The sequence below is a fragment of the Methylosinus sp. shoA genome, assembly GCF_059718125.1.
Genome location: NZ_AP046091.1, coordinates 3348017 through 3371232 on the forward strand (window position 1 = coordinate 3348017; position 23216 = coordinate 3371232).

Here is a 23216-nt window from a genome sequence, read left to right on the forward strand (position 1 = left end):
GGAAATTGCGTCCCCGACCGTTGTTTATCGGATGTTCGAAACCGTCCTCGTCGGCTTATATCGAAACGGCTTTCGATCGACGTCGTCGGCCTTCGAACGTGAACCGGAGGTAACAGCATGAACGCGCCCAGCGAAAAGAAGCTTTTGGACGAGTTCGAAGAATTGAAGAAGATGCTGCGCAGCTCCGGCTCCGTGTCGCGAGGCGATGCGCCTCCGGTCGGTCCCGCCGCCGATTCCGCGCCGGAACGGCCCGCGCCCTCGGTGACCTTGCCGCCGCGCGATACAACGCGCCGGCCGAAGGCGGGACCCCTTCCGCCGCCGAAAGAGCCGCCTGCAGCGGCCAAGCCCGCGCCGCGCGCGACGGCCCGCCAGAGCGGAGGAGCGCGGCGTCTGATCTATCTCGCCGCCGCATTCGTCGTGCTGGCCGCCGGCGGCGTCGCGATGACCATGATGCTGTTGCGCGAGCCGGACGACGCGGCAGAGACGCCTATCGTGGACATCGAGGCTCCGGCGCAAGGCGTGGCTGCCGAGGGCAAGGAGGCGAACGACGCCATGGGCGGCGATTCGGCCACTGCTCTCGAGCCGCCGGCGCAATCGACGGCGGACGCCCCGGACGCGACGCCGGCGGACGCTCCGGACGCGGCTCCGGTGGATGTCGCTCCCGCCGCCGAAACGGACATGAGCGCGCCGCCCGCCGCGCCGAGCGAAGCGGAAGCCGCGCCGCTCGTCCCCCCGGTTCCGCCCGCCGAGGCCATCGCCGAGCCGGCTCCTATCGTCGCGCCCGTCCAGCCGTCGCCGCCGCCCGCCGCGCCGGCGGTGCCCGCCGCCGCGCATAAGCCGCCGCGCGCCGCGGGCGCCAAACCCGCCGCCGCCAAGCCGCATGAGGCGAAGTCGGGCGAGGCCAAATCCGGCGAGAAGTCGAACGACCCCCATGCGCGGGCGGCCAAGCCGGCCAAGCCCGTCAAGCGCAAGACCGACGAGAGCGGCGCCTTGGCGCCGGCTCCGGCCGCGGCTCCGCCGGCCGCCGCCGCGGCGGTCGAGCCGCCCCCGCCGCCGCCCGCGCCGGCGGAGCAGCCAAATATCGTGGAGAGAGCGGTCAATTCCGTCACCGGCGCCGTCGGCGATATCGGCCGGGCGACCGGGGTCATTCCTTGAGCCGCGTCAAAGGCGGAGACGGCGAGGCCGTCAATCGCTTCGCTTCGCTCGCGATGACGCGAGGAAACAGCCGTCAGGCCGGCTGATCTTCCAGCGTCTCGGCTTTTCGTTCGACGCCCCCCAGTCTTCGATACACGTAGAGCGGGGCTGGGAGCCGCGATTCACGCTCGCCGAGCGCGGCGAATTGCGCGTGATGGTCGGAGAGATGGCAGGCCGGATCGGTCGCCGTGACGTCGCCGGTGACGGCGAGCGCTTGGCAGCGGCAGCCGCCATGGTCGATCTCGCGCCGCGCGCAGCTGCGGCAGGGCTCCTTCATCCACTCCTCACCGCGGAAGGCGTCGAACGCCGCGCCTTTGCGCCAGATGTCGGCGAGCGGGCGCTCGCGCACATTGTCGAAAACGAGTCCCGGAATCGTCTGCGCCGCATGGCAGGGCAGCGCCTTGCCCGAAGGCGTCACCACCATGATGCTGCGGCCCCAGCCGCCTGTGCAGGCCTTGGGGCGCGAGGCGTAGTGGTCGTGGATGACGAAGTCGAAATTGAGCACGCCCTGCAGGCGCTTCTTCGCCGCGTCCACGATCGCCACCGTCTCCAGGAATTTCTCCTTCGTCGGGATCAGCGCGGCGCGATTGAGCTCGGCCCAGGCGTAATATTGAATATGAGCCACCTCGAGCCGCTGCGCGCCGACCTCGACCGCGAAGTCGATGATCTGCGGCAGATGGTCGATGTTCTGCCGATGGATCGGCGCATTGATGGTGAGGCCGAGGCCGAATTCGCGCGTCCAGCGCGCGACGTCGCGCTTCCTGGCGACGCCGCCCTCGAAGCCCGAGATGCGGTCGGCGCTGTCGGGCACGACGTCCTGCACCGACACCTGCACATGATCGAGTCCGATCTCGGCGAGGCGCGCCATCCGCTCGCGCGTCAGCAGAACCGCGGAGGTCACCAGATTGGTGTAGAGCCCGGCGTGGACCGCATGCGCCAGAATCTCCTCGAGGTCGCGGCGCACGGTCGGCTCGCCGCCCGAAAGATGCAGTTGCAGCGCGCCGATCGCGGCGGCTTGGCGGAAGGTCTCGCCCCATTCGGCCGCGGTCAGCTCCGTGTTCGCCCGCTCGAGCTCCAGCGGATTGGAGCAATAGGGGCATTGCAGAGGGCAGCGATGGGTCAGCTCGGCGAGCAGTCCCGCCGGTCCGCGCTCGAACGGCGCATAGGAGCGCGCCGTATCGGAAAGGGGAGAGGGCGCGAAAGCGTCGGGCCCGTCGCGCAGCAGCCGCTTGTCGGCGAGGCCCTGCAACATGGCGATGACGTCGCGCTGGATCACGTCGGCCGGCGCGGAATAGGCCGCGGCGAGGCTCTGCGCGACGCCGGCGACGCTGGCGACGCCGTCGAGCCGCGACAGCACGGCGACGCCGATCGCATCGAGCTCATAGGCGCGCTCGGGCGCGAGGATCACCTTGCGCCGACGCACGACATCCTCGTGCAGGCGCGAATAGCGCGTGAAGGCCGGCTTCGAGTCCGGCGTCACCACGAAACGCGCGTCGTTCATCCGTTCGATGTCCTCAAGTCTCGTCCGGCCGGAACGCCCCCGGCGGCGTGAGGCCCGGCGTTACATAGGCGTGATGCAGAGCGTCGAGCTGCGCCCACAGCACGTCGCATTTGAAGCGCACCGCGCCGACGCAGGCTTCCTGCTCCGCCCGCGTATGGGCGTGCTCTTTGATATATGACAATGCGAAGTCGGAATCGCGAGGGGCCTGCGCCAGGCGACGCTTGAAATAGGCCATCACATGATCGTCGACGAAATCGTAATTCTCGAGCATTCCGGCGATGCGCTCGCGATGGATGGCGGGCGCGAACAGCTCCGTCAGCGAGGACGCGACGGCGACGACGAGCGGCTGCTCGACGACGAAGCGCACATAGGCCTCGACCGCGAATTTCGTCGCCGGCAGCGCGCCCTCGCGCGAGATCACATAGTCGCGCGAGAGGCCGAGCCCGTCGGTCAGCACCAGCCAGCGCTCGATGCCGCCGCCTTCCTCGCCGAGGCCGTCGTGATCGTGGATGCGGTGAATCCATTCGCGGCGGAGCTCGCGGTCGTGCACGCGGCTCATGAAGGCGGCGTCCTTGCGCGGCACCGCTTCCTGATAGCAATAGCGGTTGAGCGCCCAGGCCTGCACCTGGCCCTTGTTCAGCTTGCCGCCGTGCAGAAGCTTATGGAACGGATGCTTGTCGTGATAGCGCTCCGCGCCCACGGCGCGGATCGCCGCCTCGAAAGCCTCTTTCGGCAGAGGCGGCGCGTCATGCCAATCGGCGGTCGAGAACTCGTTCATAGCGTGACCTCCATGCCGTCCTCGCCGATCTCCCATCCGGCCGCGTTCACGATCTGGCGCTCCTTCGACGACGCGTCGAGAGTCGGATTGGAGTTGTTGATGTGCACATAGATCTTGCGCGCGACGCCGAGCGCTTCGAAGGCCTTCATCGAGCCGGCCTCGCCGCTCATGTTCACATGGCCCATGCGCGAGCCGGTCTTGCCGAGCAGCCCCTGCTCGATCATCTCGTTCTCGTGGAACAGAGTGCCGTCGAAGAAGACGAGGCGCGCGCCTCTCAAACGCGCCTGCAGCGGCTCGTCGATCTTCGCGCAGCCGGGAACATAGAAGAAGGATTTGCCTGTCGCCGACTCGATGATCTCGAGGCCGAGCGTATCGCCGACCCTGGTGCCGAAATCGGCGGCGCTCTTGTCCTCGAGATAGAGCGCGATCTTGCCGTGCACGGGGAAGGCGCGCACGGAGAGTCCGAGATCGACGCCCGCGCCGCGCAGGGCGACCGGCTCGTCATAGGCGAGCTCGTTGCGCGCGACGAGCTCGGGAACGAGAATGTCGAAGATCCGGTTTCCCGCCAGCACCTCGAGCACGCGATAGGAGGCGTAGATCGAGAAGGCCTGCGCCTCGCGCAGGTTCAAGAGGCCGGCGACATGGTCGACGTCGCCGTTCGTCAGCACCACCGATTTGATCGGGCTCGCGCGCAATCCGTCGCCCGCGCCGGGCGAGAGCTGCGGCGATTGCGCGATCTGCCGGCGAAGGTCGGGCGATGCGTTGAGCAGCACGAAATTCACGCCGTCGGCGCTGACCGCGAGCGAGGATTGCGTGCGGGCCGAGAAGCCGGGCCGGCCTTCGCGCACGGCGCGGCAATTGGCGCAATTGCAGTTCCACTGTGGGAAACCGCCGCCGGCGCCCGATCCGAGTATCTTGATGAACATGCGCTTCTTGCGACGGCGCCGTGCGACGAGGCGCAGCCTCTCCTTCTTGGACCGACGTTCTAGAACGAAACCGGCGCCGATCGAAGCGCCCTTTCGTCCGCTCCCTTTGCCTTTTCCGCTTTTTCCCGAGACCTTGCGAGGAGCCCCGGCGGCGGTGTGGCGGCACTATGTCGGGGCCCACGGCCCGGCGCAAGCGCCACGTGGACGCACCCGCCCGCCGGCGCGAACGGCCGGCGGCACATTCTCGACGCTTTTCCGCCCTAGCAATGCGCGTCCCGCGCCGCGGGCAGGTCGCGGCGGCGAGCCGCGCTCGGCCATGGTCGAGACGGAGTTGTTTGGCGTCACGATGAGAGTTGCGTCGGAACATGCGCATTGGGGAGCCGCCGCGGCGAATGTGGCGGAACGGATCATGATCGCTCCACATGCTTTCGCATTGTTTCTCGATCTCGACGGGACTTTGCTGGACATCGCCGAGCGGCCCGACGAGGTCGAAGTCGCGCCGGGCCTCGCGAGCGATCTGGATCGGCTGCGCCGCGCGCTCGCGGGCGCGCTGGCGATCGTGTCGGGCCGGACCCTGGTCGACATAGACCGGTTCCTCCGCCCCGTATGTTTCGACGCGGCGGCCGAGCACGGCTCCGCGCTGCGCCTCGCAGGCGGCGACGGCGCGGCGACGCATTCGGCGGAGCTGGATGCGTCGGTCGTCGCAGCGGTCGAGGCCGCGGCCGGCGCTTTCGAAGGTGTCACGCTGGAGCGCAAGACATCCGCGCTCGCGGTGCATTATCGTTCGGCGCCGCACGCGGCGGCTCCGCTGTCGGGCGCGCTGAACCGCATCCTCGCCCGATCGAATGCGGATATCCGGCTGATCGCCGGCCGATGCGTGTTCGAGCTGACGTCGTCGCGCGCCTCCAAGGCCCGGGCGGTGGAGCGTCTGTTGTCGCTCGCGCCCTTCGCCGGGCGGCGGCCGATCGTCATCGGCGACGACGCGTCGGACGAAGAAGCCGGCGTCTTCGCCGAAACGGCGGGCGGCGTCGCGCTCGCGGTCGCCGGCGAATATTTCGTCCCCGACCGCGCCGCTTTCGACGGGCCTGCGCAGGTGCGCCGCTGGATCGCGACGCTCGCGTCCCGCCTCGATGCGGCGGATCGGGGGCGTCGCCGATGAGGCGCACGGCCGCTCTGATCGTCGCGGCGGGGCAAGGCGGCAAGCTGTTCACATCGCATGTGAAGGATGTTCTCAAATATGGCGTGCTGAGCCTCGCCGCGATCTTCGCGCTGGCGCTCGCCATCGCGCCTTTCTCCAATTCCCTGATCGAGCAGTGGTCGCGCCATGACGTCGAGCAGCGCTCGCGGCTCGTCTTCAACGCGATCCAGGGCTCCGTCCTGCGCGCCATCGCCGACAAGGCCTGGGACCGGCTCGACTCGCTCTTCGAACGAGTCGCGCAGGACGAGCGCATCCTCGCCGTCGGCGTCTGCGACGAGGCCGGCGGGCTCGTCGAGCCGACGTCGATGATGCCGCGCACCTTCTCCTGCGAGAAGGTCGCGCGTTCGGAGGCGGAGAGCTTCTCCAATATTTCGAGCGACGGCCGCCGCGTGCTCGTCGGCGCCTTTCCGATCGTCAGCCGCGACGTCAAGGCTTATCTGATCGTCCTTCACGATCTGAGCTTCATCGATGCGCGCTCGGACGAGGCGCAGGTTTTCTTCATCGCGGCGCTCGCGGGCGTGGCCCTGACGGTGATGGGCGCCGCAGGAGTTTTCGTCGTCTTCCTGCTGCGCGGATGGATGCGCACGCTGCGCCTCGCTCTCGAGGAGGTGCGGTTCGGCGCCTTCGACGCGGCCGAGACCGGACGCCAGCGCTCGGCGCTCGACAAGGAGATCCAGAAGCTCTTGCGCGAGGCCGAGGTCGGGCGCGTGCCGATCGAGACCGGGCAGGTCGAATGGTCGCCGGCCGCGCTGCAAAATCTGCTGCACGAAGCCCTGCCCGGCGCCGAAGTGCTGATCGTCTCCAATCGCGAGCCCTATATCCACAATCGCGCCGACGGCGGCGTCGTCGTGCAGACGCCGGCGAGCGGGCTCGTCTCGGCGCTGGAGCCGGTGATCCGCGCCTGCGGCGGCACATGGATCGCCCATGGCAGCGGCGACGCCGATCGCGAGACCGTCGACGAGCGCGACCGCATCGCCGTGCCGCCCGAGACGCCCGCCTATGCGCTGCGCCGCATCTGGATCAGCGAGGAGGAGCAGGACGGCTATTATTACGGCCTCGCCAACGAAGGCCTGTGGCCGCTCTGCCACATCGCCTTCGTGCGGCCGGTGTTCCGCGAGTCGGATTGGCGCGCCTATGAGAAGATCAACGAGCGCTTCGCCGAGGCGGTCGCGCACGAGGCGCATACGGATGATCCGATCGTCCTGGTGCAGGATTATCATTTCGCGCTCGCGCCGCGCATGATCCGCGAGCGGCTGCCCGCGGCGACCATCATCTCCTTCTGGCACATCCCCTGGCCGAACGCCGAGACCTTCGGCATCTGCCCGTGGAAGGAGCGCATCATCGAGGGCCTGCTCGGCAGCACCATCCTCGGATTCCATACGCGCTTCCATTGCAACAATTTCTTCGAGACGGTCGACCGCTTCGTCGAGAGCCGCATCGATCGCGAGCACGGCACGGTCACGCTCGGCGGCCACGAGACTTTCGTGCGCGCCTATCCGATCTCCATCGACTGGCCGCCGAAAGCGCTCGCCGCCCAGCCGAGCGTCGAGGACTGTCGGCTGCAGACGCGCCGCGCGCTCGGGCTCGCGGGCGATGTGAAGATCGCGGTCGGCATCGAGCGCTTCGACTATACGAAGGGCATTCTCGACCGCATGAAGGCGGTGGATCTGCTGCTGACGCTCGATCCCTCTCTCAAGGGGCGCTTCGTCTTCGTGCAGGCGGCCGCGCCGACGCGCAGCCGCTTGCCGACCTACAGCCGGCTGCAGAGCGAGGCGCAGGAGCTCGCGCGCGAGATCAACGCGCGGCACGGCGACGAATCCTATCGGCCGATCCGGCTCGTCATCCGCCACCATGAGCCGGGGGAGGTGTTCACTCTGTTCCGCGCCGCTGATCTGTGCATCGTCAGCAGCCTGCACGACGGGATGAATCTCGTCGCCAAGGAGTTCGTCGCCTCGCGCGACGACGAGCAGGGCGTGCTGGTGCTCTCGAGCTTCACCGGCGCCTCGCGCGAAATGTCCGAGGCGCTGATCGTCAATCCCTACAACATCCAGGAGATGGCCGAGGCGATCGACATGGCGCTGCGCATTCCCGCCCATGAGCAGCGCGAGCGCATGCGGCTGATGCGCCAGCGCGTTCGCGAGCGCAACGTCTATCGCTGGGCGGGCCAGATGCTGATCGACGCCGCGCGCAGCCGCCAGCGCCGGCGCATCCTCGACATCGCGGAGAAGAATCAGCGGCGCTAGAGCGCTTTCCGCTCGAACGGGATCGTTCGAGCGATCAGAATTCGCTCCAAACGAAAAAGGCTCTGACGCGCGGCGCCGCGCTTCACGCGGGCGGGGGGGGCTGCGGCTCGGCCTTGGCCAGCTCGTTGTAGCGCTTCACGCCGAAGGGAATCGCCGCGAGATAGCCGAGGCTCGCGAGGATCAGGGTCTCCATCGGATAGATGGCGAGCAGAAGCGCCGAGACGCCGATGGCGAACAGCACCAGGATCACATAGTCGCGCGGAATGCGGCCGATGCGCTTGCCGGAGAAATGCGGAATGCGGCTCGCCATCAGAAAGGCGATGGCCAGCACATAGGCGATATAAAAGGCGACGAAGGGCCGCGAGCCCGGCAGCTCGGCGACGGAGAGATGCAGATAGAGCGGCAGCAGCACGGTGACGGCGCCGGCCGGCGCCGGCATGCCGACGAAGAAGTCCGAATGCCAGGCCGGTCGGCCGGGCTGGTCGGCCGTGACGTTGAAGCGGGCGAGGCGCAGCGCGCAGGCGATGGCGAAGACGAGCGCCGCGAACCAGCCGAGGCCCTTGATCTCGTGCAGCGACCACAGCCACAGCAGCAGAGCCGGAGCGACGCCGAAATCGACGAAGTCGGCGAGCGAATCGAGCTCGGCGCCGAAGCGCGAGGTGCCCTTCAGCGCACGGGCGAGACGTCCGTCCAGCCCGTCGAGCACGGCGGCGGCGATGACCGCGGTCACGGCGGTGTCGAACTTGCCCTCGGTCGCATAGCGTATGGCCGTGAGGCCCATGGACAGCGCCAGCAGAGTGACCAGGTTGGGCAGCACCACGCGCAATGGAATGGCCCGAAAGCGCAGGCGCCGCCGCTCGGAAGGCGAGAGCTCGCCGGGGTCTTCGGGGCTGTCGTCGATAAACGCGTTCATCGATCGTCCGCTGGTTCAGCCGGCCTTGAAGCTCATCGGCGCGGCGGTGGAGTTCACATCGGCGAGGATGGTCTCGCCGGCGATGGCGCGTGAGCCGACCGCGACGCGGGGCTTGACGCCGACCGGCATATAGACGTCGACGCGCGAGCCGAAGCGGATGAGGCCGAAGCGGTCGCCGACGCCGATCGGCTCGCCCTCCTGCACGAAACAGACGATGCGTCGCGCGACGAGCCCGGCGATCTGCACGACGCCATAGCGGCCGGACGGGGCCTCGATGATGATCCCGTTGCGCTCATTGTCCTCGCTCGCCTTATCGAGATCGGCGTTGAGGAACAGGCCCGGCTTGTAGGCGACCTTGACGACGCGGCCGGAGATGGGCGCGCGGTTCACATGCACGTCGAAGACGCTCATGAAGATGGAGACGCGCTGCAGCGGCTCGGCGCCGAGGCCGAGCTCGGGCGGCGGCAGGAAAAAGCCGATGGAGCAGACGATTCCGTCCGCCGGCGCGACGACCAGCCCTTCGCGCAGAGGGGTGAGCCGCTGCGGATCGCGGAAGAAATAGACGCACCAGCCGGCGGCGATGAAGCCGATCCAGCCGAGCGTCGAGGAGATCCAATGCAGCAGCAGAGCGGCGATGGCGAAGGCGGCGATGAAAATATAGCCTTCCGGATGGACCGGGACGAGCGATTTGCGCACCGATTCGAAGATCGACATGGAAGAAAAGCTCCGATCGCTCGGCAGGATCTCGAGGAACAGCGGGCGCCGGTTCTCCGCGGACGATCCTGCGTTCGTCAGGGAAGTCCGAGAGGCCGGCCGCTCGGCGTTCCGGCGTCGCCGACGGTCAGACTTTTGGCATTTCGCCGCGGGAAAGTCACGGGGGCGGCGCCGAGCCTCGACGGCGCTCGGGAGAGGGCGAGGAGCGGCGTCGCGGGACAGAAGATCGTTTGTGCCATCGCCGGCGCGCCCGAGCGGCGCGCATGATGTGGCGGGCCCATCGGAGCTCCTCTCCGGGCGCGCGCCGCTTCGCATCGTCTCGCCTCACTGTTGCGGAAATGACACAGCTGTCGACAAGAAAGCCGTGAAGGGGGATGGATTGCTCGGACGCTGTTGACGCATCGCGTATTTATCCGTACGTCTCGACCGAAAACAACGCCTCTCTCTGGGGGAGCCGAGCGTTCGATCGTTTCGGCACCCGGTGGGTTTCGGCTGCGGCGGATCGAAGACCAGATCTAATGAACGAGGGCCTTGTCATGAGATATTCCCTGGCTGCCGCAATGCTCGCGCTGGCCGTTTCAGCCGGCTCGGCGCTCGCCGCCGACCTTCCTTCGAAGAAGGCGCCGCCTCTGCTGCCGCCTCCCCCTCCGCCGCCGCTGTGGACCGGCTTCTATGTCGGTCTCAACGCGGGTTACACTTGGGACGAGAGAGGCAATGTCCTCGTCAATTCTCCCGCCAATATCTGGGCGGTGGGCGTCAGCGGCAGCGGCGTGGCGTCGCGCTCCAGCGACGGGTTCATCGGCGGCGGCCAGATCGGCTACAACTATCAGTTCGGCCAGACCTTCGTCGTGGGCGTCGAGGCCGACATCCAGGGCATCGGCGCCGACAACGGTTCCGCAACCCTCGCCAATTTCGTGGTTCCGATCGCCTCCAGCATCTCCGCCTCCAAGCAGCTCGATTATCTCGGCACGGTGCGTGGCCGGGTGGGCTATCTCGTCACCCCGACCCTGCTCGTCTATGGCACGGGCGGTCTCGCCTATGGCCAGACCAATCTGAACGCGACCGTCGTCCAGACCGGCCTCGGCGCGGACGTCGGCTCGGCGAGCGTCGCCTTCGCAGATACGCGCGTGGGCTGGACCGCGGGCGGCGGCGTCGAATGGCTGTTCCTGCCGCAATGGAGCGCGAAGGCCGAATATCTCTATTACGATCTCGGCACGGCGAATGCGTCCGGCACACTCACCTTCGCGGGCGCCGTGGTCGGCGGCACGACCGCGTCCGCCCAGTTCAAAGGCCATGTCGTTCGCGCCGGCGTGAACTACCACTTCAATCTGTTCACGCCTCCGGCCGCTCCCGTGGTCGCCAAATATTGATCGGTGATCGAGGGGATCGACGAAGATCTCCGATCCTGATGCAGGATGAAGCCCGGCCGGGAGGCCGGGCTTTTTTCGTTCCGGCTTGCGTGGACCCGCGATGATCCGGCCGCCGCTGTGACGAATTAACGCGCGATTTACCCTGATCTTCTAAAACCCGCCCTGTGAACGCTGCGTGAAGTGTTGCGAGTCGGCGGCGTTTCTCTCGATCCCGCGTAACCGAAACGATGCTCGCGCGCGCTGCGAGATGCGGCGGGCGCTCGTATCGAATCTTGTCGAAAGGGCGATCACATGAAAACGTCATTCTTCCCCACCGCCGCACTCGCCGCCGCTTTGACCGCCGGGTCGGCGCTGGCGGCCGATCTTCCGTCGCGCGGGCTGCCGCTGCCGCCGCTCCCGCCCCCGCCGCCGCTGTGGAGCGGTTTCTATATCGGCCTCAATGCGGGCGCGACCTTCGGCGGCGGCAAGACCCACACTGCCGCCATTCCTGCTTTTGCCGCCAATACCTGGGCCACGGAGCTGGCGACCTCCGCGGCGCTGGCGAACGGAAGTTTTCCGTCCGACGACGCGCGCTTCCTCGGCGGCGGCCAGATCGGCTACAACTTCCAATTCTCGCCCTCCTGGGTGGTCGGCCTCGAGGCCGATATCCAGGGCGTCGCGGGCCCGCGCAGCACGGCGAAAGGCTCGGGCCTCGGAATTCCGGCTGGCTTTCTGGAATTCATCCTCTCCGATACGACCGTCACGAAGAGGCTCGACTATCTCGGAACCGTGCGCGGGCGCGTGGGCTTCCTCGCGACGCCGACCCTGCTGCTCTATGCGACGGGCGGTCTCGCTTATGGCGATGTCAGATCGAGCGTCACGATCGCCCAGACCAATCTTCCCTTCGCTCCGGCTTTCGCGTCCTTCGGGCGCTATTCGGACCTGCGCGTCGGCTGGACCGCCGGTGGCGGCTTGGAGTGGCTGCTCGCGCCCAAGTGGAGCGTCAAGCTCGAATATCTCTATTACGACCTCGGCAGCGTGACCTACGGCCTGTCTCCCTTGTCCTTCGTCGGTCTTTACGGGAGCGCGCCCTTCGCGAAGACGCGCTTCGACGGACATGTCGCGCGCATCGGCCTGAACTATCACTTCGACTGGGCCGCGCCGGCTCCGGTCGTGGCGAAATACTGAGCGCCGCCGTCCTCCCGAAAAAATTCCGAAGCCCGGCTGTGAGGCTGGGCTTCGTCGTCAGAGGCCGGTCAGAAAATCCTCGACGCCGGCAAAGTGGTTCGACCAGTCGGGCGCGGCGAAATCGCGCGCCGCTTCGAGCGCCGCGAGACGGCGCGGCGCGCGGCGCTCGGCGAAGGCGAGGATCGTCTCCTTCCATCCTCTGCCGTCGATAGGCGACAGGAACAGCGCGCGCCCCTGCGCGACCTCGCGAAAAGTCGCGATATCCGAGACGATGGCCGGGGTTCCGAGGCCGAGCGCCTCGACCACCGGCAGTCCGTAGCCTTCGGCGAAGCTCGGCATCAGCAGGGCGTTGGCGTCGGCGACCAGCCGGCGCAGGCTCGGCGCCGAGAGTCCATGGACATGGCGGACGTTGCGCCGCAGCGAGTCGCAGCGTCGCAGCATGTCGAGGATCTGTTCGTTCTCCCAGCCGCGGCCGCCGACCAGCACGAGCTTCGGCGTCGGCGCCCCCGATGCGGCGAGCGCGCGCCAGACATTGAGCAGCAGAAGGTGATTCTTGCGCGGCTCCAATGTCGATACGGCGACGAAATAGGAGCTCTCGGCGAGCTCTGTATCCGCGTCGGCGCCCCCGCGCCCCAGCGTCGAGGCGAGGGGCTGCACGCATATGCGCAGGGCCGGCCGTCCGCGCGAAAAAATTTCGCGCTCCAGCCGCTCGGCGACGACATGGGTCGTGGTGATCAGAGCGCAGGCATGGCGCAGGATCGTGTCGAGCCGCCGGCGAAACAGGCGCTCATAGCCGGGGCGGAAGAATTCGGGACAGTCGAGCGGCAGGAGGTCGTGCACGAAAAACACGGGCCGCACGTCCGGGCGGCGCGACAGCCAGTCGAACAGCAGCGGAAATTCGCAGGCGTGCTGCGCGATATTGAGATAGATCGCCGACTGCGGGACCGCGCCCGGCGCGTCATGGGCGAGCCGCCGGCGCGCCTGCCTCCAAAGGTCGCCGAAGCGTGAGCCGCGGGCGGTCTCCCGGCGCTCGGCGGGCGGCGCCTCGGCCGCGCCGAGAAGCCAAGCGCGCAGCGCCGGCCAGCCGTCGCCGGTCGAGGCGCCGTCTGCCGGAGCGATGTCGGCGAGCAGAGCGGCGAGCCTCTCGCGCGAAAAAATATGCGGCCGCGGATAGGCGTAATGCGCGCCGCAGGCGAGACTCGAATGGGCTGCGAAATGACGGGCATAGGCGAGATCGACGCAGCCGATGCCGGCCGAGCCGATCGCGCGCCCGCGCGAGACGAGATGCGTCGCGTCATAGACGATCGGCCGGTTCATCGGCGCCTACCAGAGCGTGACATGCCGCGCATAGAGCGACAGGCCCGGATGATGGAAGGGATCGTCGCGAATGATCTTGCGCCAGCGGTCGCGGAAATAGCCGCGCGAGCTCGCATAGACGCTCATCGGCCGGAACATGGCCGAGCCGCGCGATGCCGATTCCAGATGGACGAGCCGCGCCGCGGGGACGTAGCGGCTGATCCAGCCGCGCTCGGCGAGGCGCAGGCAGAGGTCGGCGTCGTTGAACTCGACCGGCAGATGCGCGGCGTCGAAGCCGCCGACCGCCTCGAATTTGCGGCGCTCCACCGCCATGCAGGCGGCGGTGACCGCCATCGTCTCATGAGGATGGCGCACGCGGTCGAGCCAGCAGGGCGCCTCGGGCGGAGCCAGCGCGCCGAAATGGCCGGCGTCCTGGCCGATGCCGATCACGACGCCCGCATGCTGCACGCGTCCGTCCGGGAAAGTGAGCAGAGCGCCGACCGCGCCGGCCTCCGCCTCGAGGGCGGGGCGCGTCAGATGCTCGAGCCAATCGGCGGCGAGCACGACCGTGTCGTTGTTGAGGAAGACGAGAATCTCGCCGCTGGTCTCCGCCGCCGCTTCATTGTTGAAGCGGGCGAAGTCGAACGGTCCGGGCCGTTTCAGCACGCGCACGCGCGCGTCCAGCGACGCCTTTTCCAGAATGGCGAGCGTATCGGCGCTCCGGCTGCCATTGTCGACGACGACGAGCTCGAAAGATGGATGGGTGGAGAGCCGCAGCACACTGTCGAGACAGGGACCGAGCAGCTCGGGCCGGTCGCGCGTCAGCAGAATGATCGAGGCCGAAGGCAAGGGCGCCGGCGCGGGCGCCGTGGGGGGCTCGGCCGCTTCTGGCGCTTCGTCGTCGCGGGTCAGCAGCCAGCGGCGCAGCTGGACGATGTGTCGCGCTTCGAGCCCGAGCGCGGCGGTCCGCAGGGCGCGGCCGAGAGCCGCTTCGCCGGACCATTCGCGAGCGGGCGCGAGCGCTGCCGCGGCGACGAACAGGCCGCGGCCGAGATAGGGCCGGGCGCGTTCGAACACCGGGCTCCAGCCGGGCTTGAAGCTCGGCCGGCGCCCTTCGGGCGTGCGGATGATCTCGTCTGCATAGAACAGCCGCGTCTGCGGCGCGCGCGCCGCCGCCTCGGCGAGGCAGGCGAGCGCATGGGGCGCGAGCTCGTCGCCGGCGCGCAGGCGGCAGAGGAAATCGGCGTCCGGGGGAAGCACGGCGGCGCTCGCGGCGCGAAAGCGCGCATCGTCGCGAGCGTCGATGAGTGCGCGCGTCTCCTCCTGCTCGGAGACGACGATCACTCGCAGGCGCGGGTAGAGCTGAGCGGCGATCGAATCGAGCGTGCGCGTCGGCGCGCCCGCCGCGCCGCCGTCGGCGAAGACGAGCATCGCGAAGATCGGGCCGGCGCCCCAGTCGCAGCGCGGCGCATCGATCCCGCCTGGATCGAAGGCGCGCTCGCGTCGCGCCAGAAAGGCCTCGAAGCCCCCCACCGGCTCGGAATTGGTCGCCCAGTCCAGCGCATTCTCGGCTTCGGCCGCATAGCCGAACAGCGTCGGCAGGAAATAGGACCAGAGCTTGCCCGGCTTGCGGCGCCACACGCTCGCCAGCATCTCGCCGAGGAAGACGGGACGCATCGCTTCGATTTGAAAGGCGAACGGCCCTTCGCGGTTCGTCGGGGAGATCGAGACGGCGCGCGTTCCCTTCGGCAAGGCGCCGCGCCAGACGCCCGCGCCCGCCACCGGCCCGGGCAGGATGCGATCGACGGCGCCGGAGGGCGTCGAGAAGCGCAGGACCGGCCGCACGGGATCGTCGAGCAGGCTCGCGCGAAACGTGATTTCGATGAAAGGGCTGCGGGGAAAATCGGCGTCTATCCGCAGCCAAGGCTCGTCGGACTGCGCCTCGAACCTCCCATTACGCAGGATGACGCCTGTCTCGGGAACGAGGTCGATCGCCGCACGCGTCACCAGACAGTCCTCCACGCCCTTCCACGACGGCGATTCGCACGCGTGATGGTAAACGAGCCGCGCGGCGCGTTCACCATCTCGCCGAGGCTATTTTGTGGCGTCGGCCGCGCTATCTACCCGCGACGACGCATCGTTCGATCCGCCGGCGAAGCGTTCGCGAGAAAGGGAGAGCGCCAATGCTTCGGCCGAATCGACCGCCTCGACAAGAACCGCAGGATCGGCAGACGCGCGGCATCGACCTCGAGAAGTTGCCGATCGCCGAACTGCTGCAGACGCTCGGCGTCGAGGCCGCTCACGGCCTTTCCGCCGCCGAGGCGCGCAAGCGCCTCGCGATCTTCGGACCCAATGCGCTCGTGGAGAAGCGCGTCGGCCTGTTGCGGAAGCTCCTGCGCTATTTCGCCGGCCCCATGGCCTTCATGATCGAGGCGGCCGCGCTCGTCTCGGCCATCATCGGTCATTGGGGCGATTTCGCCATCATCGTCGCGCTGCTGTTCTTCAACGCGGCGCTCGAGGCCTGGCAGGACCGCAAGGCGTCCAACGCGCTCGCGGCGCTGAAGAAGGGGCTCGCGCCCGAGGCGACGCTGCTGCGCGACGGCGAGTGGCGCACGGCGCCGGCCGCGGGACTCGTGCCCGGCGACATCGTGAAGATCAGGCTCGGCGTCGTCGTGCCCGCCGACATTCGTCTCGTCGGCGGCGACTATGTCTCGATCGATCAGGCGGCGCTCACGGGCGAGTCTCTTCCGGTCGCGAAGAAGGCCGGCGACCTCGCTTATTCCGGCAGCATCGTCAAGCAGGGCGAGATGACCGGCGTCGTCGTCGCCACGGGCGCGCGCACCTTCTTCGGCCGCACCGCGAGCCTCGTCGAAGGCGCGGGCGCCGTGAGCCACGCGCAGAAGGCCATGTTCGAGATCGGCGATTTTCTGATGGTCGTCGCGGTCGCCCTGGCTCTGATCATGGTGATCGTGCGCGTCTATCGCGACCTCGTCGTCGTGGACGATTGGGGGCTCTCCGACGCGCTCTCCATTCTGCAATTCGTGCTGGTGCTGATGGTCGCCTCCATTCCGGTGGCGATGCCGGCGGTGTTCTCGATCACCATGGCGCTCGGCGCTCTGGCGCTGTCGAAGCAGAAGGCCATCGTGTCGAAGCTCTCGGCGATCGAGGAGATGGCCGGAGTCGATGTGCTCTGCTCCGACAAGACCGGCACGCTGACCAAGAATGAGCTCACGGTGAGCGAGCCGATCCTCGTGCAGGCAAAGGATGCGCAGGACTGCATTCTCGCCGCCGCGCTCGCCTCGCGCGCCGAGGATCGCGACGCCATCGACACGGCGGTGATCGACGCGCTCGAGGACAAGGATGCGGTCAAAGCTTACAGAATCGAGAAATACACGCCTTTCGATCCGGTGACGAAGCGCACCGAGGCGCGCCTCGCCGCGCCCGGGGGCGAGACGCTCGTCGTCGCCAAGGGCGCGCCGCAGGCGATCGTCCAGCTCGCGTCGCCATCGCCGCAGATCGCCGCGCAGGTGAAGTCGATCGTCGCCGATCTCGCCGCCAAAGGCTCGCGCGCTCTCGCGGTCGCGCGCTCGTGTGACGGCGGGCAGACTTACGAAGTGCTCGGCGTGCTGCCCATGTTCGATCCGCCGCGCGACGATTCGAAGGCGACCATCGCCGCCGCGCGCGCCAAGGGGCTGCGCGTCGAGATGGTGACCGGCGACGACACGGCCATCGCCAAGGAGACCGCGCGCCGGCTCGGCCTCGGCGACAATATCATTTCCGCCGCCGACGTGTTTCCGAAGGATTTCGATCCGAACAATCTGCCGCCCGACGTCGCGCAGGCGGTGGAGCGCGCCGACGGCTTCTCCCGCGTCTTCCCCGAGCACAAATATGCGATCGTCAAGGCGCTGCAGAAGCGCGGCCATCTCGTCGCGATGACCGGCGACGGCGTCAATGACGCGCCGGCGCTGAAGCAGGCGGATTGCGGCGTCGCCGTCTCGGGCGCGACCGACGCCGCGCGCGGCGCCGCCGCGCTGATCCTCACCGCGCCGGGCCTCTCGGTCATCGACAGCGCGATCGACGAGGCGCGGCGCATCTTCGGCCGCATCGAGAGCTACACGCTCTATCGCGTCGCGCTCACCATCGACATCATGTTCGTCGTCGTCCTCTCGACCGTCTTCCTCGACTTCGCGCCGCTGACTGCGGCGATGATCGTCGTTCTGTCGCTGCTCGACGACGGGCCGATCATGACCATCGCCTATGACAATACGCCGGTGAGCCGGACGCCCATTCGCTGGCGCATGCCGCGGCTGCTCGCCGTCTCGAGCGTCCTCGGCATGTTCTGCGTGCTGGAATCCTTCGGCCTGCTGCTCATCGGCGTGCGCGCGCTATCGCATCCGTCGGCGCAGGCGCTGCTCGGAATCTCCACGCCGCAGCAATTGCAGACGATGATGTTCCTGCAACTCGTCGTCGGCGGTCATCTGCTGCTGCTGGTGACGCGCACGGAGCGCTGGTTCTTCCTGCCGCCGTTCCCGGCCGCGAAGCTGTTCTTCGCGATCGTCGTCACGCAGATCCTCGCCGTCGCGCTGTGCTATTTCGGCTGGCTCGTTCCGGCGATTCCGCTGCGGCTCATCGGCCTCGTCTGGCTCTATTGCCTCGCCTGGATGTTCGTCCTCGGCTTCGTGCGGCGAATTTGCGAACGCTTCGCCGACGGCCGCACGACGCGCGAGGCAAAGAGCGTCGAATTGGTGCAGCGGCCGCTCGCGCCGCATCCGGTCGCCACGCCCGTCAGATCGGCGTCGTGAGGGAGGAGAGAATGGACTGGAGCCGATACAGGGTTTCGCCGGGCGCCAAGGTGCGGCTCGCGGACTTCGATCCGTCCGAGACGGGCAAGCACAAATCGCACGAGGAGGCGCTGCCGAAGATCAAAGAGCATGTCGAGCGCATGGCGAAGGCGCAATATCTGCTCTACGCGGACGGCTCGCAGTCGCTGCTCATCGTGCTGCAGGCGCTCGACGCCGGCGGCAAGGACGGCACGATCCGGCATTTGTTCTCGGGGATGAATCCGCAAGGCGTGACCGTCGCCTGCTTCAAGCAGCCGACGCCGCTCGAGCATTCGCATGATTTTCTCTGGCGCGCTCATGCGCATGCGCCGCCGCGCGGCCATGTGACGATCTTCAACCGCTCGCATTACGAGGATGTGCTGGTCGTGCGCGTGCATGAGCTCGTTCCGCGCGACGTCTGGTCGAAGCGCTATGACGAGATCAACGCCTTCGAGCATCTGCTCCGCCGCGACGGCGACGTGCGCATCCTGAAGTTCTATCTCCACATCAGTCCGCAGGAGCAGCTCGCGCGCTTCGCGCAGCGGCTCGACGATCCGGCGCGCAATTGGAAGATCAGCGAGAGCGACTACACGGAGCGCGAATATTGGCCGCAATATGTGGAGGCCTATGAGGAAGCGCTGGAGCGGACCAGCACGAAGCACGCGCCCTGGTTCGTGATTCCGTCGAATCACAAATGGTATCGCGACCTCGTCATCTCGCGCGTCGTCGTCGATACGCTCGAGGATATGAAGCTGAAGCTGCCGCCGACGCGCGTCGATCTGAAGCAGATCGCCGCAAAATATCACGCGGCGGCGAAGCAGGAGAAAAAAAGCGGCTGAGACCCGGCTCAGTCCGCCTTGCGCTGCGGCGCGCCGTCGTTCTCCTCGCGGCGGCGGAAGCGCAGCACCGCGCCCGGCGCTCTGTTGCGCGCAGTGATGCGCGTGCGGCCGGTGCCGGTGAGCACATAGCGGCCGCGACTGTCGTCCCAGCGCATCAGATCGGCCTGAATGGCGCGCTGACGCAGAGCCATGGTCATGGGATCCTGCACATGGGGAGGCGCAATGTCCCCATGGACGTCGACCTTTTTCAAGGCCTCGATGAGCTTGGCTTCCTGAGAGTCGGTCATCGGGCGCAGTATATGACGCCGATTGCGGCGATGGGCAAGAAATTTACGCGAAAGCCGAGGCCGAGGTCGGCTGTCCGGTCGATCGCCGCGGCGCCGGCGTCCCGTCAGCGCCGGCGGCACGGCTGGGGCAGGCGCCGCTTCCATTTCTCGCCGGCCATCAGCTCCGTTTTCCGCACCCACCGCGCTCGAATGCGGCTGAGGCGGCGCGGCGGCGTCGTATCCTCGTCGTCCTCGACATCGATCTCGACGTGCGGCTCGCGAGTCGCGGCGACGATTTGGCGGGGCGCGACGACCGCAGGCGGCTTGCGAGGCCGGCGCGGAGCCGGCGCGGCGACGGGGCTCTCCGGCTCGACCGCAGGGGGCGGGAGTGCGGCCGCCTTGCGCGGACGTCCACGCCTTCGCGGCGGCGGCTCCGGCTCGCGCGGCGGTGTGAGTTCCACCTCGATGAGGCTCGGCAGAATGCGGCCCGTCGGCCGCAAGGCCGGAGCTTCGGCCGGCGCGGTCTCGGCGACGACCAGGACCCCGGCTTCCGCCAGAGCGGGCTCCGCCACCGGCGCGGGCGCGACCTCCGCCTGCGGAGCGGCTGGCGGGGGCTTCTTGCCGAACACGAGATCGGCGGCTCTCATCGCGGCCTCGTAGCCGTCCTCCGGATCGCGGAGGCGCGGGGGCGGGGGCGGCGCTTCGAGGAAGCGTGGCGTCGGCTCGGGGGCGGCGTCCTCGGCTCCGCCGCGCGACGCGGTCTTGGCCGAACGCGATTTATATTCCTTGACGAAGGGGCGGATCGGGCGGCGCATGGGTCTCCGGCGCTTGCAGAGTTGGGAGCCGAGGGCGGCGAGAGCGTTTGTCGGGCGAACCGAGCTCGCGAAGGGAGCCCACGTCAGGATGAACGGAATCGCCGAACGCCGCTAGAGTGCGCGGTTACTTAGAGATTGTCGAGAAGATTCGATCGTTTCGAGGATATCGATCACGCATGGCGCGCGCGTCGATGGTCTCGATTCGACGAATTCTACTTCTCGGCGCGAAAGTCGACCCGGACATGCGCCGATGCTCGAGCCTCGTCCCTGGAATCTGCGGTCGTCACACGCGAGGATTGAAGTCCGATCGCCTCCGCCTAGCTAGGTTCCAAAGGCGAAAGGGACAAAACGATGGATCCTTGCGATCAGCCGCTCGCCGAGATGGCGTTTTGCGAAGCCATGAGCTGCGTCTGGAAGAAGGGCGTCGGAGCGGTGCAATCGGTGATCCAGGCGCCCGGCTCGGCCAATATCGCGGACTGGGCGCTCGCCATATTGTCCGCGCTCTGCGCGCTGGCCGTTCTCGCCCTTCTCATCCGCGCGCTCGCGCCGCGCAGCCGCGTCAGCGAGCGCCCCTCGTCCTTTTGAGATCTTTCGTGATCCGCCGGACGGCGTCGCGCACGCTTTCCGGTTCCGACGTTCGCGATCAGGTTTCGGGCGCCGGCGCTTCGGCGTCGGGGCCGCCGGGCGTCGCGAGGCGCGCCAGCGTCGCAGGATCGGCCGCGCCGCCGCAGCGGCGCCGCAGCGCCTGCGCGAAGACGGTCTCCTTCGGCGCGGCGGCGGCGAACAAGGTCATGCAGGAGTGAAATTTCATATCGTCCGGCGAATCGAATATCTCGCCGAGCGGACGTTCCGCCGCGAGGACCAGACGGACGCCCTCGCGCAGCCGGTCCCCCAGCAGCGGATGCGCCAGATAGGCGCGCGCCTCGGCCGCCGAGCGAATGGCGTAACGCCGCGACATGGCGCTGCGGCCGAGCCCTTCGATCTGCGGGAACACGAACCACATCCAATGGCTGCGCTTGCGGCCCGCGCGCAGCTCGGCGAAGGCGCGGTCTATGGCCTCGGCCTGAGCCTCCACGAAGCGGCGCAGGTCGAACGGATCGTCGTTTTGCGTCATCATCTCCTCATTCGCGCGCCGATCGCCATTTAGACTGTGGCGCATATGCGGAGGCCCGCCATGCCCAAACTGCTGATCGGCGCCGGGATCGCGCTGATCCTCGCCGGACTCCTCTGGCTCGTCGGGGAGCGGTTCGGGCTCGGCCGGCTGCCCGGCGACATCGTCGTCGATCGCGGCGGCTTTCGCATCTACATTCCGATCGCGACATCGCTCGTCGTGAGCTTGGTTCTGAGCCTCGTCCTGTGGCTGTTCGGCCGCTGGTAGGCGCCCGCCGTCATTTCGCCGCGAGGCGGCTCGGCAGCAGTTCGCCGGCGCGCTCCAGCACCGGATAGGCCGATGAGGCGACGATATGGCTGTTGATGAGCTTCATGTCGCGCAACAGATCGAGATGCAGCGCGCTGGTGCGCGCCTCCTCGAGGCGGCCGGCGCGAAGCGTCTCGAAATGGAGCCGCATCGCCTTCGATTCCGTTTCCCGGAATGCGATCTTCTCGTCGGCGAGCAGCCGCGCCGCGCGCGGGTCCTCGGTCATGAACAGCGACGCCGCGATCCGCGAATTGGTCCCGAGCCGGTCGAGCATCGCCTTCAGCTCCGCGCGCTCGTGCTCCGCGAAGGCGCCTCCGCGCTTCAGATGCTTGACGATATGCGGCAGGAGGTTGCGGACGACGACATCGCCGGCCTGCTCCATATTGGCGGCGAAAGTCAGGATCTCGTGCAGGCGGCGATGATCGGCCGCGCTGAGCTCCTGCGTGTCGAGCGAGATGAGATAGGCCTTGATCGCGGTGTCCAGCCGATCGATGATCGAGTCGCGGCGCCGTGTCTGCACGATCGACCTGCGGTCGCCCTTCGCGAGCGCCGCGCCGGCGCCGAGCAGCATCTCCTGCAGCACGTCGGCGAGACGCAGCGCCTCCCGGGCCGCCGCGCCGAGCGCGACGATCGGCGTCTCCCTCGCCGCCGGATCGAGATAGAGCGGCTGCGAGGGATCGGCCGGATCGATGCGCTCCGGAAGCAGCCGGCGCAGCAGCGCCGCATAGGGCGTCAGCAGCGGAAAGAAGACGGCCGCCACGACGACATTGAACAAAGTGTGGAAGTCGGCGACGGCGCGGGCGTTGTCCGGCTCGATCGTCACCATGAGACGGCCGATCGGATGTAGCGCGGCGAGCGCGAGCGCGACGCCTGCGGCGCGGGTGAGCAGATTGCCGATCGGCAGCCGCCGCGCGGCCGGATCGTCGCCCGTCGGCCCCTCGATCACGGGATTGACCGCGCCTCCCAGATTGGCGCCGAGCACGAGAGCGAAGGCGGCGTCCGGCGGCACGACGCCTCTGGCGGCGAGCGACATGGCGAGCAGAACGACGGCGACGCTGGAATGCGCCGCCCATGTCAGGCCGGCGGCGAGCAGCACGTCGATCGCCGGCTCGGTCGAGACGGCGCCGAGCAGCAGCCGCAGGCTCGGCGCATCCTCATAGGCCGTCATCAGGTCCAGCAGTTGCCGCAGGGCGAGCAGCATCAGTCCGAGGCCGATGACGACGCGCCCGAGATCGCGCGTCTGCGAATTGGAGTCGCGTCGGAACATCATGACGCCGACGAGGACGAGGGCGGGAGCGGCGGCGGCGACATTGAAGGAGAGCGCCTGCACGACGAGAGTCGTGCCGACATTGGCGCCGAGCATCACGGCGAGCGCCGGGACGAGATCGACGACGCCGGACGCTGTGAAACCGGCCGTCATCAATCCCGTCGCCGTGCTGCTCTGCAGCAGCGCGGTCACGCCGATTCCGGCCGCGAACGCCCGAGGACGGCTGCGCAGGGCGCCGCCGAGGATGGAGCGCAGCCGAGGGCCGAAGGCGCGCTGAACGCCGCTCTGCACCATATGCGCGCCCCAGAGCAGAAGCGCGACGGCGCCGGCGAGGTCGAGCAGAGTGACAGGAAAAATCAAGGGCTCCACTCCTCGATCGCCATCCGGTCCGATCGGCCCGCGACTCGCCGGGTCGGATCAGTCTACGAGTTCAGTGGAAAAATCAAAGCGGCGTCGTGGCGGCATCCGTAGAATTAAACGCCGCCGGTTTGC

Annotated in this window: 20 protein-coding genes; 9 read left to right on the forward strand and 11 right to left on the reverse strand. The window is 68.1% G+C overall.

The window, feature by feature from the left end; all coding sequences use genetic code 11:
* The first annotated feature begins 117 nt into the window (after positions 1–117).
* Positions 118–1155 (forward strand): hypothetical protein, encoded by a 1038-nt coding sequence (locus AC6IW9_RS15465; RefSeq protein ID WP_497764867.1) that lies wholly within the window; start codon positions 118–120, stop codon positions 1153–1155.
* 73 nt (positions 1156–1228) lie between these two features.
* Here AC6IW9_RS15465 and pqqE read toward each other — a convergent pair whose 3' ends face one another.
* Genes pqqE through pqqB form a run of 3 tightly spaced genes read right to left on the reverse strand, consistent with a single transcriptional unit; the run spans position 1229 to position 4399 of the window.
* The gene (gene pqqE, locus AC6IW9_RS15470) at positions 1229–2695 is read right to left on the reverse strand and encodes a pyrroloquinoline quinone biosynthesis protein PqqE (RefSeq protein WP_497764869.1); all 1467 of its coding nucleotides are present in this window, start codon (positions 2693–2695) and stop codon (positions 1229–1231) included.
* Positions 2696–2708: 13 nt separating this feature from the next.
* Complete coding sequence (gene pqqC, locus AC6IW9_RS15475; RefSeq protein WP_497764871.1) at positions 2709–3473, reverse strand: pyrroloquinoline-quinone synthase PqqC; 765 nt, start codon at positions 3471–3473, stop codon at positions 2709–2711.
* Entirely contained in the window at positions 3470–4399 is a 930-nt protein-coding gene (gene pqqB / locus AC6IW9_RS15480) for a pyrroloquinoline quinone biosynthesis protein PqqB (protein ID WP_497764873.1), read from the reverse strand. The genes pqqC and pqqB overlap by 4 nt, the downstream gene beginning before the upstream one ends.
* Between pqqB and otsB the strand changes: the two genes are divergently transcribed.
* Positions 4392–5558 carry a trehalose-phosphatase gene (otsB, locus tag AC6IW9_RS15485; protein ID WP_497764875.1) on the forward strand — a complete coding sequence of 389 codons (1167 nt, stop codon included), beginning with the start codon at positions 4392–4394 and terminating at the stop codon, positions 5556–5558. The genes pqqB and otsB overlap by 8 nt on opposite strands.
* Positions 5555–7840 carry an alpha,alpha-trehalose-phosphate synthase (UDP-forming) gene (locus AC6IW9_RS15490; RefSeq protein WP_497764877.1) on the forward strand — a complete coding sequence of 762 codons (2286 nt, stop codon included), beginning with the start codon at positions 5555–5557 and terminating at the stop codon, positions 7838–7840. Before otsB ends, AC6IW9_RS15490 begins: the two co-directional genes overlap by 4 nt.
* Positions 7841–7922: 82 nt before the next feature.
* On the opposite strand, the gene pssA is transcribed toward AC6IW9_RS15490, so the two are convergent.
* Positions 7923–8753, reverse strand: a complete 831-nt coding sequence (gene pssA / locus AC6IW9_RS15495; protein ID WP_497764880.1) for a CDP-diacylglycerol--serine O-phosphatidyltransferase — start codon at positions 8751–8753, stop codon at positions 7923–7925.
* 15 nt (positions 8754–8768) lie between these two features.
* Positions 8769–9467, reverse strand: a complete 699-nt coding sequence (locus AC6IW9_RS15500) for a phosphatidylserine decarboxylase (RefSeq protein ID WP_497764881.1) — start codon at positions 9465–9467, stop codon at positions 8769–8771.
* Positions 9468–10003: 536 nt separating this feature from the next.
* Here AC6IW9_RS15500 and AC6IW9_RS15505 point away from each other — a divergent pair.
* Positions 10004–10837, forward strand: a complete 834-nt coding sequence (locus tag AC6IW9_RS15505) for an outer membrane protein (protein ID WP_497764882.1) — start codon at positions 10004–10006, stop codon at positions 10835–10837.
* 291 nt (positions 10838–11128) lie between these two features.
* Positions 11129–12004: an outer membrane protein gene (locus AC6IW9_RS15510; protein WP_497764885.1), complete on the forward strand. Its 876-nt coding sequence runs from the start codon at positions 11129–11131 to the stop codon at positions 12002–12004.
* A gap of 57 nt (positions 12005–12061) precedes the next feature.
* Here AC6IW9_RS15510 and AC6IW9_RS15515 read toward each other — a convergent pair whose 3' ends face one another.
* Together AC6IW9_RS15515 and AC6IW9_RS15520 are read right to left on the reverse strand one after the other, a co-directional pair.
* Entirely contained in the window at positions 12062–13321 is a 1260-nt protein-coding gene (locus AC6IW9_RS15515; RefSeq protein WP_497764888.1) for a glycosyltransferase family 4 protein, read from the reverse strand.
* Positions 13322–13327: 6 nt separating this feature from the next.
* On the reverse strand, positions 13328–15307 hold the full coding sequence (locus AC6IW9_RS15520; protein WP_497764889.1) for a glycosyltransferase family 2 protein: 1980 nt from the start codon (positions 15305–15307) through the stop codon (positions 13328–13330).
* Between the two features lie 176 nt (positions 15308–15483).
* On the opposite strand from AC6IW9_RS15520, the gene AC6IW9_RS15525 reads away from it, so the two are divergent.
* Positions 15484–18102, forward strand: coding sequence for a plasma-membrane proton-efflux P-type ATPase (locus AC6IW9_RS15525; RefSeq protein WP_497764891.1), 2619 nt, complete (start codon positions 15484–15486; stop codon positions 18100–18102).
* Positions 18103–18113: 11 nt separating this feature from the next.
* Positions 18114–18959 carry a polyphosphate kinase 2 family protein gene (locus AC6IW9_RS15530; RefSeq protein WP_497764893.1) on the forward strand — a complete coding sequence of 282 codons (846 nt, stop codon included), beginning with the start codon at positions 18114–18116 and terminating at the stop codon, positions 18957–18959.
* An 8-nt stretch (positions 18960–18967) separates the two neighbouring features.
* On the opposite strand, the gene AC6IW9_RS15535 is transcribed toward AC6IW9_RS15530, so the two are convergent.
* Together AC6IW9_RS15535 and AC6IW9_RS15540 are read right to left on the reverse strand one after the other, a co-directional pair.
* Complete coding sequence (locus AC6IW9_RS15535; protein WP_497764895.1) at positions 18968–19246, reverse strand: hypothetical protein; 279 nt, start codon at positions 19244–19246, stop codon at positions 18968–18970.
* A gap of 104 nt (positions 19247–19350) precedes the next feature.
* Complete coding sequence (locus AC6IW9_RS15540) at positions 19351–20040, reverse strand: hypothetical protein (protein ID WP_497764898.1); 690 nt, start codon at positions 20038–20040, stop codon at positions 19351–19353.
* A 351-nt stretch (positions 20041–20391) separates the two neighbouring features.
* On the opposite strand from AC6IW9_RS15540, the gene AC6IW9_RS15545 reads away from it, so the two are divergent.
* On the forward strand, positions 20392–20625 hold the full coding sequence (locus AC6IW9_RS15545) for a hypothetical protein (protein ID WP_497764900.1): 234 nt from the start codon (positions 20392–20394) through the stop codon (positions 20623–20625).
* 58 nt (positions 20626–20683) lie between these two features.
* Here AC6IW9_RS15545 and AC6IW9_RS15550 read toward each other — a convergent pair whose 3' ends face one another.
* Positions 20684–21157: a DUF1810 domain-containing protein gene (locus AC6IW9_RS15550; RefSeq protein WP_497764902.1), complete on the reverse strand. Its 474-nt coding sequence runs from the start codon at positions 21155–21157 to the stop codon at positions 20684–20686.
* 57 nt (positions 21158–21214) lie between these two features.
* Here AC6IW9_RS15550 and AC6IW9_RS15555 point away from each other — a divergent pair, with 57 nt between their 5' ends.
* Positions 21215–21418, forward strand: a complete 204-nt coding sequence (locus AC6IW9_RS15555; protein ID WP_497764904.1) for a DUF2905 domain-containing protein — start codon at positions 21215–21217, stop codon at positions 21416–21418.
* A gap of 10 nt (positions 21419–21428) precedes the next feature.
* Here the strand turns inward: AC6IW9_RS15555 and AC6IW9_RS15560 are convergent, their stop codons facing one another.
* Positions 21429–23084, reverse strand: a complete 1656-nt coding sequence (locus AC6IW9_RS15560) for a Na/Pi cotransporter family protein (protein ID WP_497764905.1) — start codon at positions 23082–23084, stop codon at positions 21429–21431.
* Positions 23085–23216 lie beyond the last annotated feature (132 nt).

Excerpts from the sequence above, each read along its gene's own strand:
- AC6IW9_RS15465 (WP_497764867.1), top strand. The coding sequence starts at position 118 with ATGAACGCGCCCAGCGAAAAGAAGCTTTTGGACGAGTTCGAAGAATTG.
- pqqE (WP_497764869.1), bottom strand. The coding sequence starts at position 2,695 with ATGAACGACGCGCGTTTCGTGGTGACGCCGGACTCGAAGCCGGCCTTC.
- pqqC (WP_497764871.1), bottom strand. The coding sequence starts at position 3,473 with ATGAACGAGTTCTCGACCGCCGATTGGCATGACGCGCCGCCTCTGCCG.
- otsB (WP_497764875.1), top strand. The coding sequence starts at position 4,392 with ATGAACATGCGCTTCTTGCGACGGCGCCGTGCGACGAGGCGCAGCCTC.
- pqqB (WP_497764873.1), bottom strand. The coding sequence starts at position 4,399 with ATGTTCATCAAGATACTCGGATCGGGCGCCGGCGGCGGTTTCCCACAG.
- AC6IW9_RS15490 (WP_497764877.1), top strand. The coding sequence starts at position 5,555 with ATGAGGCGCACGGCCGCTCTGATCGTCGCGGCGGGGCAAGGCGGCAAG.
- pssA (WP_497764880.1), bottom strand. The coding sequence starts at position 8,753 with ATGAACGCGTTTATCGACGACAGCCCCGAAGACCCCGGCGAGCTCTCG.
- AC6IW9_RS15500 (WP_497764881.1), bottom strand. The coding sequence starts at position 9,467 with ATGTCGATCTTCGAATCGGTGCGCAAATCGCTCGTCCCGGTCCATCCG.
- AC6IW9_RS15505 (WP_497764882.1), top strand. The coding sequence starts at position 10,004 with ATGAGATATTCCCTGGCTGCCGCAATGCTCGCGCTGGCCGTTTCAGCC.
- AC6IW9_RS15510 (WP_497764885.1), top strand. The coding sequence starts at position 11,129 with ATGAAAACGTCATTCTTCCCCACCGCCGCACTCGCCGCCGCTTTGACC.
- AC6IW9_RS15515 (WP_497764888.1), bottom strand. The coding sequence starts at position 13,321 with ATGAACCGGCCGATCGTCTATGACGCGACGCATCTCGTCTCGCGCGGG.
- AC6IW9_RS15525 (WP_497764891.1), top strand. The coding sequence starts at position 15,484 with ATGCTTCGGCCGAATCGACCGCCTCGACAAGAACCGCAGGATCGGCAG.
- AC6IW9_RS15530 (WP_497764893.1), top strand. The coding sequence starts at position 18,114 with ATGGACTGGAGCCGATACAGGGTTTCGCCGGGCGCCAAGGTGCGGCTC.
- AC6IW9_RS15535 (WP_497764895.1), bottom strand. The coding sequence starts at position 19,246 with ATGACCGACTCTCAGGAAGCCAAGCTCATCGAGGCCTTGAAAAAGGTC.
- AC6IW9_RS15540 (WP_497764898.1), bottom strand. The coding sequence starts at position 20,040 with ATGCGCCGCCCGATCCGCCCCTTCGTCAAGGAATATAAATCGCGTTCG.
- AC6IW9_RS15545 (WP_497764900.1), top strand. The coding sequence starts at position 20,392 with ATGGATCCTTGCGATCAGCCGCTCGCCGAGATGGCGTTTTGCGAAGCC.
- AC6IW9_RS15550 (WP_497764902.1), bottom strand. The coding sequence starts at position 21,157 with ATGATGACGCAAAACGACGATCCGTTCGACCTGCGCCGCTTCGTGGAG.
- AC6IW9_RS15555 (WP_497764904.1), top strand. The coding sequence starts at position 21,215 with ATGCCCAAACTGCTGATCGGCGCCGGGATCGCGCTGATCCTCGCCGGA.